The organism is Profundibacter sp., from assembly GCF_965277155.1.
GTDB lineage: Bacteria > Pseudomonadota > Alphaproteobacteria > Rhodobacterales > Rhodobacteraceae > Profundibacter.
The window spans coordinates 618,340-632,362 of record NZ_CBDIBV010000013.1; the positions used below are offsets into that span (position 1 = coordinate 618,340).

At 54.5% G+C, this 14,023-nt stretch carries 8 protein-coding genes and 7 pseudogenes; 5 read left to right on the forward strand and 10 right to left on the reverse strand.

Annotated elements, in window-relative coordinates; all coding sequences use genetic code 11:
- Positions 1 to 51 precede the first annotated feature (51 nt).
- On the forward strand, positions 52 to 627 hold the full coding sequence (gene hpf / locus ACQY4M_RS18285; protein WP_428547151.1) for a ribosome hibernation-promoting factor, HPF/YfiA family: 576 nt from the start codon (positions 52 to 54) through the stop codon (positions 625 to 627).
- Positions 628 to 662: 35 nt separating this feature from the next.
- Positions 663 to 1,127 carry a PTS sugar transporter subunit IIA gene (locus ACQY4M_RS18290; protein ID WP_428547154.1) on the forward strand — a complete coding sequence of 155 codons (465 nt, stop codon included), beginning with the start codon at positions 663 to 665 and terminating at the stop codon, positions 1,125 to 1,127.
- Position 1,128: 1 nt separating this feature from the next.
- Here the strand turns inward: ACQY4M_RS18290 and ACQY4M_RS18295 are convergent, their stop codons facing one another.
- The 4 genes and pseudogenes from ACQY4M_RS18295 to ACQY4M_RS18310 all read right to left on the reverse strand — a co-directional run bounded on the left by ACQY4M_RS18295 (position 1,129) and on the right by ACQY4M_RS18310 (position 5,880).
- A complete protein-coding gene (locus ACQY4M_RS18295) occupies positions 1,129 to 2,544 on the reverse strand; it encodes a nodulation protein NodH (protein WP_428547157.1) in 1,416 nt (471 codons plus the stop codon).
- A gap of 6 nt (positions 2,545 to 2,550) precedes the next feature.
- Positions 2,551 to 4,262, reverse strand: a pseudogene (locus tag ACQY4M_RS18300) (beta-1,6-N-acetylglucosaminyltransferase).
- Positions 4,259 to 4,579: pseudogene (locus ACQY4M_RS18305) on the reverse strand (glycosyltransferase family 2 protein); the annotation flags it as partial. The pseudogenes ACQY4M_RS18300 and ACQY4M_RS18305, both read right to left, overlap by 4 nt.
- Before the next feature lie 75 nt (positions 4,580 to 4,654).
- Positions 4,655 to 5,880 (reverse strand): annotated as a pseudogene (locus ACQY4M_RS18310) (IS256 family transposase).
- Between the two features lie 219 nt (positions 5,881 to 6,099).
- Here ACQY4M_RS18310 and istA point away from each other — a divergent pair.
- Positions 6,100 to 6,921: pseudogene (istA, locus tag ACQY4M_RS18315) on the forward strand (IS21 family transposase); the annotation flags it as partial.
- A 173-nt stretch (positions 6,922 to 7,094) separates the two neighbouring features.
- On the opposite strand, the gene istB reads toward istA, so the two are convergent.
- From istB to ACQY4M_RS18340, 5 genes and pseudogenes are all read right to left on the reverse strand, one after another.
- On the reverse strand, positions 7,095 to 7,853 hold the full coding sequence (istB, locus tag ACQY4M_RS18320; protein WP_428547160.1) for an IS21-like element helper ATPase IstB: 759 nt from the start codon (positions 7,851 to 7,853) through the stop codon (positions 7,095 to 7,097).
- Positions 7,850 to 8,710: pseudogene (locus ACQY4M_RS18325) on the reverse strand (Mu transposase domain-containing protein); the annotation flags it as partial. The gene istB and the pseudogene ACQY4M_RS18325, both read right to left, overlap by 4 nt.
- 81 nt (positions 8,711 to 8,791) lie before the next feature.
- Positions 8,792 to 9,834: pseudogene (locus ACQY4M_RS18330) on the reverse strand (IS3 family transposase); the annotation flags it as partial.
- A gap of 62 nt (positions 9,835 to 9,896) precedes the next feature.
- Positions 9,897 to 11,123, reverse strand: coding sequence for an IS256 family transposase (locus ACQY4M_RS18335; RefSeq protein ID WP_428539582.1), 1,227 nt, complete (start codon positions 11,121 to 11,123; stop codon positions 9,897 to 9,899).
- A 126-nt stretch (positions 11,124 to 11,249) separates the two neighbouring features.
- A complete protein-coding gene (locus ACQY4M_RS18340) occupies positions 11,250 to 11,678 on the reverse strand; it encodes a hypothetical protein (RefSeq protein ID WP_428547163.1) in 429 nt (142 codons plus the stop codon).
- Between the two features lie 137 nt (positions 11,679 to 11,815).
- Between ACQY4M_RS18340 and ACQY4M_RS18345 the strand changes: the two genes are divergently transcribed.
- Positions 11,816 to 13,167 (forward strand): IS3 family transposase gene (locus tag ACQY4M_RS18345; protein WP_428547166.1). Its coding sequence is split into 2 segments (ribosomal slippage): positions 11,816 to 12,151 and positions 12,154 to 13,167, totalling 1,350 coding nucleotides; the frame shifts between segments, so codons are not numbered across the junction.
- A gap of 33 nt (positions 13,168 to 13,200) precedes the next feature.
- On the opposite strand, the gene ACQY4M_RS18350 is transcribed toward ACQY4M_RS18345, so the two are convergent.
- A complete protein-coding gene (locus ACQY4M_RS18350; RefSeq protein WP_428548332.1) occupies positions 13,201 to 13,359 on the reverse strand; it encodes a hypothetical protein in 159 nt (52 codons plus the stop codon).
- A gap of 170 nt (positions 13,360 to 13,529) precedes the next feature.
- Here ACQY4M_RS18350 and ACQY4M_RS18355 point away from each other — a divergent pair.
- Positions 13,530 to 13,988, forward strand: a pseudogene (locus ACQY4M_RS18355) (IS1595 family transposase); the annotation flags it as partial.
- Between the last annotated feature and the right edge of the window lie 35 nt (positions 13,989 to 14,023).

The window sequence follows — 14,023 nt, forward strand, 5'->3', positions numbered from 1 at the left end:
TCTGTGCCAGCTTTGCGGGGCAATTTCAGCTTTTAACCCTAAGGAGATGTGATGCGGTACCAAATCAGCGGAAAACAGATTGATGTAGGTGAAGCCCTTCAGACTCATGTCAAAGACGAACTTGGTGCAGTTGTCGGAAAATATGCCGAACGCCCGACAGACGCGAATATTATTTTTTCGCGCGATGCCAGTGAATATGTCTGCGAGGCAACTGTACATCTCTCGACTGGACTGACCGCATCAGCCAAGGCGCATACCCATGAAATCTATGCCGCTTTTGAGAAATGTTCGGATAAGCTTGAAAAACAGCTTCGCCGCTACAAGCGCCGATTGAAAGATCATTACCGCGAGCGTTCGCAACCGGTTGAACTTTCTGGTGCCAACTCGTATATCCTCGCCGGATCAACTAATTCGGAAGAATCAGAACCTGAAACACTCCAGCCCATGATCATCGCTGAAATGGAGACGAAAATCCCGTCTCTTTCTGTTGGCGAGGCCGTGATGCAAATGGAATTAGCCGGGGCACCGGTTCTGGTTTTCCGCAACGAAGGACATAGCGGGGTTAACGTGGTCTATCGTCGTGATGACGGCAATATAGGCTGGGTGGACCCATCAATCGCTAAATAGGCCCTAGGTATTTGGGCGGAGTAAAGTGAAGGCAGATGGAACTTTCGAATATTCTTTTGCCCGACGCCGTGCGCGTTATCGGTCAGGCAACCAGCAAAAAGCGTCTTTTCCAACAATTGGGCGAGATCGTTTCCTCTGCGCATGGTATTGACGCGGCCAAAGCGGCCAAAGCGTTGCAGGATCGTGAAAATCTGGGACCAACCGGGGTCGGGCATGGTGTTGCCCTACCCCATGCCCGCATTGCCGGTTTGCAGTCTGTCGTTGGCACATTTTTGCGTATCGAAAAGCCGTTGAATTTCGATGCGGTGGATCGTCAGCCTGTGGATCTGGTTTTCACCTTGTTTGCGCCAATTGATTCCGGTGTCGAGCACCTGAAGGCGCTTGCCCTTGTATCGCGCACAATGCGCGACAGCGCCATTTGTGCCAAACTGCGGGCCAATACGGACCCCGCAACGTTGCATACGCTTTTGACAGATACGCAGGCGTCACAGGCCGCTTAGGCTATCTTAACGCTTTGTACCCGAACATCATGTAATCCCGCTGGTAGGCATCACGCGCTGCGGTCTCGATTTCGACATCATATATCTGATCCAGCGGGAACGGGTAATTGGCCGACACATCGGGCAACGGCCGCGGTTCAAGGCCCACCTGTGCGGCCAATTGGGCCAGGCCCACATTCAACTGGTCTTCGCGTATAACCATATCGGGCAAGGCAAACTGGCCGAACCCCTGCAAAACCTGCGACTGGCTGGCCCATGATGGATCAACCCGCAGGCTGGTCTGCATTTTCAGATTTTTCTTTAGAAACTTCAAAAATGCCAGAAATGCCTTGCGGTGGTCATCAGCGGAATATGAATCACTCACCCCTTCTTCGGGGATCAGCAGGTCATAATCACGCAACAGGGCAGCACGGATTTCGGGAAACCCATCTGGACCGACCTCAAGAACATGCTCGCAAAATGCAGCGTGCGCCCGCACGACAGGATGGCGAATTACGGTAAAGCTGCGATGCCCGCTGTGTTTGCGTTTCCATTGCCGCAGGGTTTTCTGGTTGAACCCGCCGGTCAGATCACCGTTGCCAATCTCTTTCAGCCATTCATGAACCTGCGCTTCAGGTCCGCCCTTGATCGGCAGATACATCAACGGTGCATTTGCTGCCGCCACATAGCCCGGCACGACAGGGCCACGGCGTGGCTCGAAGTTCGGGGTGCGGGTCAGATCGAATGGATCCATTTTTTGCAGATCGGCGACCATTTCTTCATAGTTGACCACCTTATCGCGCAATGTTCCCGGATTCTGTCGGCGCAGATTGTTTGATAATGCATCGATCCGGCTGTCTACGCCAAGGAAACGCGCCAACCCGTTCAGCACATCAACGTCCTGCGTATCCTCGTAAGACAGGTAAAACGCCGTCTGGCCGCTGCATTGCAACTCGTGCAGTATCTTCACCTGAAACGCCTGATACTCTGCCACATGTTTGCGAAATTCATCCAGCTTGAATGTCACCTTTGACGACTTGCGTGTATCGCCGCGCCCCAGTTTCCACTGGTTTGTGGACCAGGCGATCAATTCGGATACATAGCTTTCCAAAGGGTTGCGCGTCAGGATGATTTTGCCACAGCGTTCGTCCGGCAGGAAATGAGCCAAGGCGCGTGGATCATGCGTGGAAAAGAACCGGAACCCCACCAGATTTTTCGGGTCGGCCTTCATCCGCTCCAGCAAATCAACCGGATCTTTTTCCCGCATTTCCAGCGTCATACCGTGCAGTTTTTCACGGTTGGTGTCACCGATAAAATAGGGATTAAAGGCCTCGCCATGCGCTGTAATGCCCTTGAACTGGTTCAGGTTGGAACACAGGAAATTGGAACCGGTCCGCTTTTCTGCAAGCATCACGAAATAGTCGAATTTGTCGGACATTATGGCTTACTTTCTTACCAGATATGGCTTGCGGGATTTTGGAGGCTTTTGAATGCCCAGAGTATTGGTTGGAAAATCGCCCATCAAATACGGATGCATCCCCTGATTTTTCAGGTTTTGCAGGAATTTCCCGAATCCCGTCAGATCAACCAGCCTTGGAACCTCGGACAGGGCACGCATATTGCGCGGGCCGATTGCATCAAGAACAGTTTGCAGCACTTCCATAGGGGATTCGACAAATTCAGCCATATTCATGGTTTGCACCCGCGCCTTGACATAAGGCGATCGCAACACATTCAACTGGGCCTTTCGATCTGCTGCAAACGGGCCGCTTCCTTGCGAATTTCGCCAAAATTCAAGTTGGAATGGAACAACGGAACAACCCACGCCCCTGTGATAATGTAAATATGCGCATTCGGGTCTTTGGCTATAAACCAGTTCAATGTCTGCGTATCATTCGGGCCGTATTGAAAGCATTGGTGTTCACCGCGCGCATTCCATATCAGATTTGTCAGAAAAGATTTAGGATTATAATCCCTCACCAGTGCAGAATCCGACAGACCACCATTATAGACCTCCCCCCCATCAGAAAACTCGGCCTTTTCGGGGGAAAACAGATGCCCATGCACCTTGACACCTGCGTTTTTTTCAAGCCACGGCGCAAAATCCACAAGCAACTCATCAAACCCCTGCAATACGGAATAACCCGAGGCCGTCAGCCCGTTTTCCCGCCCTTCGACAGGGTAGCGGCTTTGCATATACAATCCTGCCCGACCAAGGGTTCGCCGCTCGACCGCCTTGGAGAATACGCGGTCAATCTTGCCGGGGTTTGGCTCGGTATGTTTTAGATCGCTGGCATCCGTGTTCAAAAACGCCTGATACAAACGGTCTGCATGGGGCCATATCTTGCGGGCGACAAAGCAATCGGACCGTCGCAACAATTGCAGGTGGTCATTATAAAAGGTATGCGGTTTGCCCTGATAATCGAATTTTGCAAGGGTAAGCGAGCGGCTCTCGATATTGGTAGAATACAGACGCACCATGGTTTGGTAATAGGATTCATCCGGTATCCAGACCCATTTGAAATAGCCTTCATAGGTTTTACGTTTGGGGTCTTCCAAAATGGCCGACAGGGTTTGTCGGGTCAGGCACCATCACTGTGATCCCAAATGCGGGATCAACCCTTCAGGCATCTTGCGCTTGTATCCTATGCGGCGCTGCAATCTGACGAAACGATCAAACAATCGCCTGTGCCGTTTCCATGAAAACGGGAACCGCAGGGTAAACCGTTCGGCATTCAATCCGCCTGTTGTCCAGGGAACATCCTGCGTGGTTGTGGATTCAATGAAATCCGTGCGCGGGCGTTCATCCAGATAGTCCACCAATTCCTGAACAGGGCGCAACGGCAGGCAAGAGCCAGACGCCAGATAGACATGGCGCACATCGGGATAGGTATCCAGCATCAATTCTGCCGCTGTTTGCGATGCCTGCACCAAAGACCACGCGCCCCATTCGCACCGGTGGCGGTCGGAAAAGACAAGATTGGGCAAATCAGACAAACTGCTGGTAAAAGTGGCAAAATCTTCGTCACTGACCTGTAAATCCACATGCACCACCACAGGACAGCCGCTTGCGGCCCAATGGCGGGCTACTTGCGCGGCACGGCCCAGTGCCTCGTGCACCAACATGACAACACCGACTGTGCCCGGATTGCTCATGCCCAGTTCCCCTTGGACATCAGGCCCAGAATTTCAAGCTGTCGCCAGTTGATATACTTCTCGCTCCATTTGCACCACAGATCAGGGTCTTGCCTCATTGCATCATGATAGGCCTTGTATTCGTGGCTATTGGCATAATGCTGGCCACGTTCCAGTTCTTCTTTGGCCTTTGCCCCAAAGGTGTCCAGAAATTTGGCATGCAGCAAACAGCCTGACGCCTTTTCCCCGCCGCCAACATCATAAACCTTGTTCAGGACCCGCGGCAGCAACATATGGGTCGAGCTGACATAGGTGTAATGCCGATCCCATTTGACCAGCGTGTAAACGGTTGTGTCTCGAAAGTGGTGGAAATTGATTTCAGGCACCTCCGAGCGGGTTGAGTTATGCGCCGGTCAGGCGGCTTGGTCAAGGGTTGCGTCGGCGACGGGCTGAGCGAGCGTTTCCCAGCCATCGACCTTTCGCATGACGATCTGCCCCGAGGCCATCAGAGCCCAAAGCAGCATCGGCACGGTCTCGGCGCATGGCAGCACGGTCTGGGTCTTGATGCGGCGGCGGAATTCCTCGTTCAGGCGTTCGATCGCATTTGTCGTTCTGGCCGATTTCCACTGGCCTTGTGGCAGACGCGTGAAGGTGAAAAGCTTATCTCCTGCTTCTTCCAAGCTGTCAGCGACGGCCTTGCATTTCAGCCGCCATTTTCGCAGAAATGCCTTGCGGCGGGTGGCGATTTCCTCGGGTGTTTTGGCGTAGATCATGTCGCGGTAATCTTCTGTCAACTCATCATGCATACGCTTGGGTGCCTTGGCCAGAAGGTTGCGGTGCTTGTGCACCGTGCACCTCTGGATCGGCAGATCTTCACCCCAGAGGGCAATGAGAGCGACCTCAAGTCCCGGTGCCCCGTCCACGATGACAAATTCGGCCGTTTCAACCCGCGCGCATCCAGATCGTTGATGAACTGACGCCAGGCGGAGGTGCTTTCGCCGCCCATGTTCATCAGTGATAACAAGACCTTCTGCCCATCCCGGCGCACGCCAATCGCGGCCAGAACCGAGATATTGGTGGCCTTCCTGTCAATCCGCGTTTTGATCACGGTGCCGTCCAGGATCAGCCGCACGATGTCTTCATCCGCAAGGCTGCGGGCGCACCACGCCTGCCAGTCCACCTTCACCTTGCGCCAGGCGCGGCTCACCACATCCTTGCTGACCGCCCCCTGAAACAGGCCGAACAGGGCGCGTTTTACCCGCCGTGTGTTGGTGCCCGAAAGGTAGACAGCAGCGATCAGCGCCTCGGCCTTCTTCGTCAGCCGCTGGTAGCGGGGCAATGCCTTCGAGCGCCATTCTCTGGCCTTGCCGGCCTCGCCTGTGATCCGCGCACGCGGCACGCGCACCGTTTCGGTTCCAAATGTTCCGACCAGTTGCCGCTCGCGATGCCCGTGGCGGTATCCGGCCTTTGCCCCGCCGCTGCGGCCATACCGGCAACGGCCCAGAAACTGCTCCAGCTCCTCTTCGAAAACCGCCTCGATCGTCGCGCGGATGTTCTGGCGCAGCCGGTCTTCAATCGGGTCATAGCCTGCTTCATTGGCCAGTAGCGCGGATGTCGATGTTGCTGTATTCTTTGTCATGGCGTGATCTCCTTGGCGGTTCCAGCCGCCGGTTGGGTGGCTTCGATGCACCCGGAGATTACGCCGTCCTCGAATTTCCACCAAACTCGCGACACTACCGTGTAAACGGCGGAGCAATACTAGGCCACAGTAGCGGCGGCATTCTGCTGTCGCGGGCGGCGTAAAAACCGGCCACTTATGTCCTTTCGATATTATCGGGAGGGCTTGGAGATTTATACTGTGGAGATGTATTTGAAGGTGCGCCGTGCCCATTTTCATGATGGGCTGAGCGGTAGGGCGATAGCGCGGGATTTCGGGATCAGTCGGGATAGTGTGGCCAAGATGCTGGCCTATTCGGAACCTCCCGGATATCGCCGGAATGCCCCGGTCAAGCGGCCCAAGCTGGATGGTTTTACGCACCAGATTGATATCTGGCTGGGGGAGGACAAGGGGCGACCGCGCAAGCAGCGCCATACGGCCAAGCGGATATTTGACCGGCTGCGGGGCGAATGCGGGTTCACAGGCGGCTATACGATTGTGAAGGATTATGTCCGCAGCAAGAAGCGTGGAAGCAAAGAGATGTTTGTGCCGCTGTCCCATCCGGCAGGCCATGCGCAGGCTGACTTTGGCGAAGCGCTGGTTGTGATCGGTGGCATTGAGCAAAAGGCTTATTTCTTTGCCTTTGACCTACCGCATAGCGATGCCTGCTATATCAGGGCCTATCCGGCGGCCAATACCGAGGCCTGGTTGGACGGGCATGTTCATGCATTCGCATTCTTCGGGGCGGTTCCGCAGTCCATTCTTTATGACAATGACAGATGCCTTGTCGCCAAAATCATGCCAGACGGGGTTCGCAAACGCACCCGGCGGTTCAGCGCCATGTTATCGCATTATGTGATCAATGACCGGTATGGCCGCCCTGGAAAGGGCAACGATAAAGGCAAGGTTGAAGGGCTGGTTGGTTATGCGCGGCGCAACTTCATGGTGCCGATGCCGCGCTTTGCCAGCTGGGATGCGTTCAATGCTTATCTGGAAGAGCAGTGCCTGACACGGCAGCGGGATTGTCAATGGCGGAGTAAAAACCTGCCAAAGGGCGGCGTAAAACCAGGCCACTTTGGGCGTGTGGGTTCGGAGCGAGTTTTCGGTTAATCTATGGTGTTTGCGGTTATCGCGCCTTGGTGCGTGCGGCCCCCAAATAGCAAGCACGTTCCAAGGCGCATTGGCCGCCAGGCCAATTATTGTGTCCGGCGTTGTGCGCGGCTTTGGTTGAGCCGATAGCTTTCGCCGTTCATTTCCAGGATGTTGACGTGGTGGGTCAACCGGTCGAGCAGAGCGCCGGTGAGGCGCTCGGTGCCAAAGGTTTCTGTCCATTCCTCGAAGGGCAGATTGCTGGTGATAAGTGTCGAGCCTTGCTCATAGCGCTGCGAGATCAGCTCGAACAGCAGTTCCGCGCCGGTTTTGCTCAGGGGCACAAATCCCAACTCGTCGATAATCAGCAGCTTGACCTTGGCCAACTGTCTTTGGCGGCGTAGCAAGTGCTTTTCGTCACGGGCTTCCATCAGTTCGTTGACCAGTGCGGCGGCTGTGACAAACGCCACCGGCAGGCCCTTTTGGCAAGCTGCCAGACCCAGCCCAAGGGCTACATGGGTTTTGCCGGTGCCGCTGGGGCCAAGGGCGATGACGTTTTCCCGGCGCTCGATCCAGTCACACCGCGCCAGTTCCAGCACCATCATCTTGTTCAGCGAAGGGATGGCTTTGAAGTCGAAGCTGTCCAGGCTTTTGACCGCCGGAAACTTGGCCGACTTTATCCGCCGTTCGACCATACGTCGTTCGCGGTCAATCAGTTCTAGCTCCGTCAGCCGTGCAAGGTAACGCACATGGTCCAGCCCCTCGGCAGCACAGATGCGGGCCTGCTTGTCATGTTCGCGCAAAAACGTGGGCAGGCGCAGGGTTTTGAGGTGATGCGCCAACAGCAGTTCGGGGGCTTTGTTCATGATGTTGGCCCCGTCAAAAGGCTCATATAGGCCGAAGCGGATGTGGTCGCCACATTCATTCTGGGCAGGAACGGGTAGGTATCCAGATCCAGCCTTGGCGGGCGATGCTCCACGCGGCATAGGGCCAGATGTTTGATGGCGTCAAAACTGATGGCCCCCATGCGCAGCGCATCTTTTACGGCCCCGTGCAGTTCTTCCATCCCGAAGCGCTCCAGCAAGCGCAACACCTGCACATACTCCCGCTTTCCGGATTTCCCTTGGCGCGTTTCCAGCAAACGTTGGAGCGTGCCAAAGGCTCCGGGCAATTCCCAACCCTGTAAGGGCGCAGCCTGGTCAAAGGCCATGATCTTGCGCTCGATCAGCGGCAGGTAATGCAGCGGGTCAAACACCATATCGCCCGCCTCGTAGGAACGGGGGTGATCGGCAATCACTTCCGCCGCACAACCAATAACAACACGGCCAACGAAGCCTTTGATCCAAACGTCCCTGTGGCCATAAGCAACCGGCACGGAATAATCATTGCCTCGGTAGCGCACCATCGAAGTGGATGTCACTTGCCCGCTTTGTAAATCACAAGCTTCAAACGGGGCGGCCGGCAAAGCCTGCATTGCAGCCAGATCTGACTTCAGTCGTTCGCCAATACTGGCCGTGTGGCCCCGCAGGTTATCCCGCTGCCGTGTCAGGCACTGCTCTTCCAGATAAGCATTGAACGCATCCCAGCTGGCAAAGCGCGGCATCGGCACCATGAAGTTGCGCCGCGCATAACCAACCAGCCCTTCAACCTTGCCTTTATCGTTGCCCTTTCCAGGGCGGCCATACCGGTCATTGATCACATAATGCGATAACATGGCGCTGAACCGCCGGGTGTCCGTCGTCATATAAAATGGGACATCAGAGCGGTTTGAGATTTGGAGGCTCTGGTTCGTTTGTGTGATTGATTATGCAGCTTGTTTTTGATGTTGCAAGCGGCGTTGTTGGATTGTCTGTTTCTTGATCTTTTCCCTTTCTCTGATGATGGTTTTGTCACGCCCAAAATAGACGTCGGCGGGCGTGACGTTGTTTAGGCTCTCGTGGTACCGTTCGTTATTGTAGAATTCGACGAAGGCCTCAATCTGGCGTTCCAGATCGCCGGGCAGGTAGTAGTTTTCCAGTAAGACCCGGTTCTTCATGGTCTGGTGCCAGCGCTCGATTTTGCCTTGAGTTTGTGGATGGAACGGGGCTCCGCGAACGTGACCCATTTTATGATCATCCAGCCAGTCGGCCAGATCACCCGAGATGTAACAGGACCCATTGTCACTGAGCAGGCGTGGCATGTGCCGCACAACCGCCTGGTCGCATCCTGACGCTGCCAGAGCCAGCTCAATCGTATCAGTCACATCCTCGGCCCGCATGTTGGTGCAGAGCTTCCACGAGATGATATAGCGGCTGTAATCATCCAGGATCGTGCTGAGATAATACCAGCCCCAACCGATGATCTTGAAGTAGGTGAAGTCGGTCTGCCACATCTCATTGATGGCGGTGGTTTTGTCCGTGAACTCGTCAGCGGCCTTGATTACCACATAGTCTGGTGCAGTGATCAGATCAGCAGCCTTCAGAATGCGGTAAGCCGATGATTCAGAGATAAAATATCGCTTCTCATCGGTGTATTTGACAGCCAATTCCCGTGTCGTAAGCGCCTCATGTTCCAGTGCGAACTCGATCAGGTCATCACGCCTGTCTTGAGGGATGCGGTTCCAGACAGACTTGGGCCGGGGTGAGCGATCCGCCAACGCATCAAGACCACCTTCGACATAAGCATCATACCAACGGTAAAATGTGGTGCGCGCAATACCCAGCATGTCGAGGGTTTGCTTCACAGGCAGATGTGATTTTTCAACGGTGTCGATAATCGACAATTTCTCAGATGCAGGATATCTCATTCCTCGTACCCCCCAGCCCCTGTCATGCTTTTTTTGAGCAGGCGGTTTTCAATGGTCAGGTTGTGTCTCGAAAGTGGTGGAAATTGATTTCAGGCACCTCCGAGCGGGTTGAGTTATGCGCCGGTCAGGCGGCTTGGTCAAGGGTTGCGTCGGCGACGGGCTGAGCGAGCGTTTCCCAGCCATCGACCTTTCGCATGACGATCTGCCCCGAGGCCATCAGAGCCCAAAGCAGCATCGGCACGGTCTCGGCGCATGGCAGCACGGTCTGGGTCTTGATGCGGCGGCGGAATTCCTCGTTCAGGCGTTCGATCGCATTTGTCGTTCTGGCCGATTTCCACTGGCCTTGTGGCAGACGCGTGAAGGTGAAAAGCTTATCTCCTGCTTCTTCCAAGCTGTCAGCGACGGCCTTGCATTTCAGCCGCCATTTTCGCAGAAATGCCTTGCGGCGGGTGGCGATTTCCTCGGGTGTTTTGGCGTAGATCATGTCGCGGTAATCTTCTGTCAACTCATCATGCATACGCTTGGGTGCCTTGGCCAGAAGGTTGCGGTGCTTGTGCACCGTGCACCTCTGGATCGGCAGATCTTCACCCCAGAGGGCAATGAGAGCGACCTCAAGTCCCGGTGCCCCGTCCACGATGACAAATTCGGGCCGTTTCAACCCGCGCGCATCCAGATCGTTGATGAACTGACGCCAGGCGGAGGTGCTTTCGCCGCCCATGTTCATCAGTGATAACAAGACCTTCTGCCCATCCCGGCGCACGCCAATCGCGGCCAGAACCGAGATATTGGTGGCCTTCCTGTCAATCCGCGTTTTGATCACGGTGCCGTCCAGGATCAGCCGCACGATGTCTTCATCCGCAAGGCTGCGGGCGCACCACGCCTGCCAGTCCACCTTCACCTTGCGCCAGGCGCGGCTCACCACATCCTTGCTGACCGCCCCCTGAAACAGGCCGAACAGGGCGCGTTTTACCCGCCGTGTGTTGGTGCCCGAAAGGTAGACAGCAGCGATCAGCGCCTCGGCCTTCTTCGTCAGCCGCTGGTAGCGGGGCAATGCCTTCGAGCGCCATTCTCTGGCCTTGCCGGCCTCGCCTGTGATCCGCGCACGCGGCACGCGCACCGTTTCGGTTCCAAATGTTCCGACCAGTTGCCGCTCGCGATGCCCGTGGCGGTATCCGGCCTTTGCCCCGCCGCTGCGGCCATACCGGCAACGGCCCAGAAACTGCTCCAGCTCCTCTTCGAAAACCGCCTCGATCGTCGCGCGGATGTTCTGGCGCAGCCGGTCTTCAATCGGGTCATAGCCTGCTTCATTGGCCAGTAGCGCGGATGTCGATGTTGCTGTATTCTTTGTCATGGCGTGATCTCCTTGGCGGTTCCAGCCGCCGGTTGGGTGGCTTCGATGCACCCGGAGATTACGCCGTCCTCGAATTTCCACCAAACTCGCGACACTACCCAGCCAAGACATCGAACGTGTTCACGACTACGGAAGGTCGTTCTTGGGAGGTAAAGCGATACGCGTGTCATCCTGCGGCTTATACTTTCTGGGTGGTAGCTTAAAATTTACAAGGCCTTCTTTTTTCATATCGCACAGAAGAGATTTTGTCTGGGTCAACCTGATTGGGAATTTATCCATCACGCGGCTTGATAGTTCTGCAAATTTTGAGGCTCCATGTGACTGGAGTGCTTCCAATATCCCATCCTTGGCTTGATCCAGATACTTCGCACATCCCACGCCTTCCCGTTCTTGCTGGAACTCGGCGATGTAGTCATCCGAAAAGAGGCCCTTTTGGTTGCTGTTATTATCACGGATGCTGTTTCGGATCGCGATTTCGTCGCGCTCAACCTTTGCCTGCACATCTCTGAACACTTCAAGACCCTTAGCTGAATGTGTTCCGAGGATCAGCCGCATTTTCAGGCGCTCTTTAGCTGGCATCAAGATTGGAAAATCAGGAAGGTACTTTGTGTCTGACGTCAGCACTCGTGGGACAGATTTAAGGTTTAGCTAACGGAGGATTTCTGGTTCATCGTAACCGTCAAGGAGTGAAGATGAACAAGAAATCCGGAACGAGTAAAGCAGCGGCAGATAAGCTGGTAAAGAATATCCGCCGCAAACCCAGACAAACCTATTCTGCCGAGGAGAAGATCCGCATTGTCTTAGCGGGCCTTCGAGGAGAGGAAAGCATATCCGCGCTGTGCCGTCGTGAGGGCATTGCGGAAAGCCTGTATTATAGCTGGTCCAAAGAATTCCTCGAAGCAGGCAAGCGGCGACTTTCTGGCGACACTGCTCGTCAGGCGACATCACCAGAAGTCAAAGAGTTGCGTTCGGAATCTATGGCCCTGAAAGAATGCGTAGCCGATCTGACCATTGAAAACCGCCTGCTCAAAAAAAGCATGACAGGGGCTGGGGGGTACGAGGAATGAGATATCCTGCATCTGAGAAATTGTCGATTATCGACACCGTTGAAAAATCACATCTGCCTGTGAAGCAAACCCTCGACATGCTGGGTATTGCGCGCACCACATTTTACCGTTGGTATGATGCTTATGTCGAAGGTGGTCTTGATGCGTTGGCGGATCGCTCACCCCGGCCCAAGTCTGTCTGGAACCGCATCCCTCAAGACAGGCGTGATGACCTGATCGAGTTCGCACTGGAACATGAGGCGCTTACGACACGGGAATTGGCTGTCAAATACACCGATGAGAAGCGATATTTTATCTCTGAATCATCGGCTTACCGCATTCTGAAGGCTGCTGATCTGATCACTGCACCAGACTATGTGGTAATCAAGGCCGCTGACGAGTTCACGGACAAAACCACCGCCATCAATGAGATGTGGCAGACCGACTTCACCTACTTCAAGATCATCGGTTGGGGCTGGTATTATCTCAGCACGATCCTGGATGATTACAGCCGCTATATCATCTCGTGGAAGCTCTGCACCAACATGCGGGCCGAGGATGTGACTGATACGATTGAGCTGGCTCTGGCAGCGTCAGGATGCGACCAGGCGGTTGTGCGGCACATGCCACGCCTGCTCAGTGACAATGGGTCCTGTTACATCTCGGGTGATCTGGCCGACTGGCTGGATGATCATAAAATGGGTCACGTTCGCGGAGCCCCGTTCCATCCACAAACTCAAGGCAAAATCGAGCGCTGGCACCAGACCATGAAGAACCGGGTCTTACTGGAAAACTACTACCTGCCCGGCGATCTGGAACGCCAGATTGAGGCCTTCGTCGAATTCTACAATAACGAACGGTACCACGAGAGCCTAAACAACGTCACGCCCGCCGACGTCTATTTTGAGCGTGACAAAACCATCATCAGAGAAAGGGAAAAGATCAAGAAACAGACAATCCAACAACGCCGCTTGCAACATCAAAAACAAGCTGCATAATCAATCACACAAACGAACCAGAGCCTCCAAATCTCAAACCGCTCTGATGTCCCATTTTATATGACGACGGACAAGGCCCGCTAAGACAATGCGGATCTTCTCCTCGGCAGAATAGGTTTGTCTGGTTTTGCGGCGGATATTCTTTACCAGCTTATCTGCCGCTGCTTTACTCGTTCCGGATTTCTTGTTCATCTTCACTCCTTGACGGTTACGATGAACCAGAAATCCTCCGTTAGCTAAACCTTAAATCTGTCCCACGAGTGCTGACGTCAGACAGAACTGGAGGCGGAAAGCGAAGCTATGTTCGGCGGAGAAATCGAAGTTCCCTCTCGGGATCATGCTGCGCATAACCCTGCCGGGCAATGGACGAAAGCTACTTTGGCGGCAAACGCAAAGGTAAACGCGGGCGTGGTGCGGCGGGTAAAATACCCGTTTTTGGTATATTAAAAAGGGGTGGGAAGGTTTACACCAAGATTATCCCGGATGCCAAATCCGCCACTTTGATCCCGATCATCGAGCGTAAAGTCGTGCCGGACAGCATCGTCTATTCAGACTGCTGGCGGGGCTACAACGTGCTGGATGTGTCAGATTTCCACCACTTTCGCATCAACCATTCCAAGCTCTTTGCAGACCGTCACAACCACATCAATGGCATCGAGAATTTCTGGAACCAGGCCAAGCGCCACATGCGCCGATTTAATGGTGTCCCCAAGGCCCAATTTGGGCTATATTTGAAGGAATGCGAGTGGCGTTTCAACAACAGTGACCCTTCAGGTCAGTTATTGCTGTTAAGACAATGGGTTAAACGACATTTGAAGTAATTATCTGGGTCAGCCCCTTTATCTATTTTCTCGAC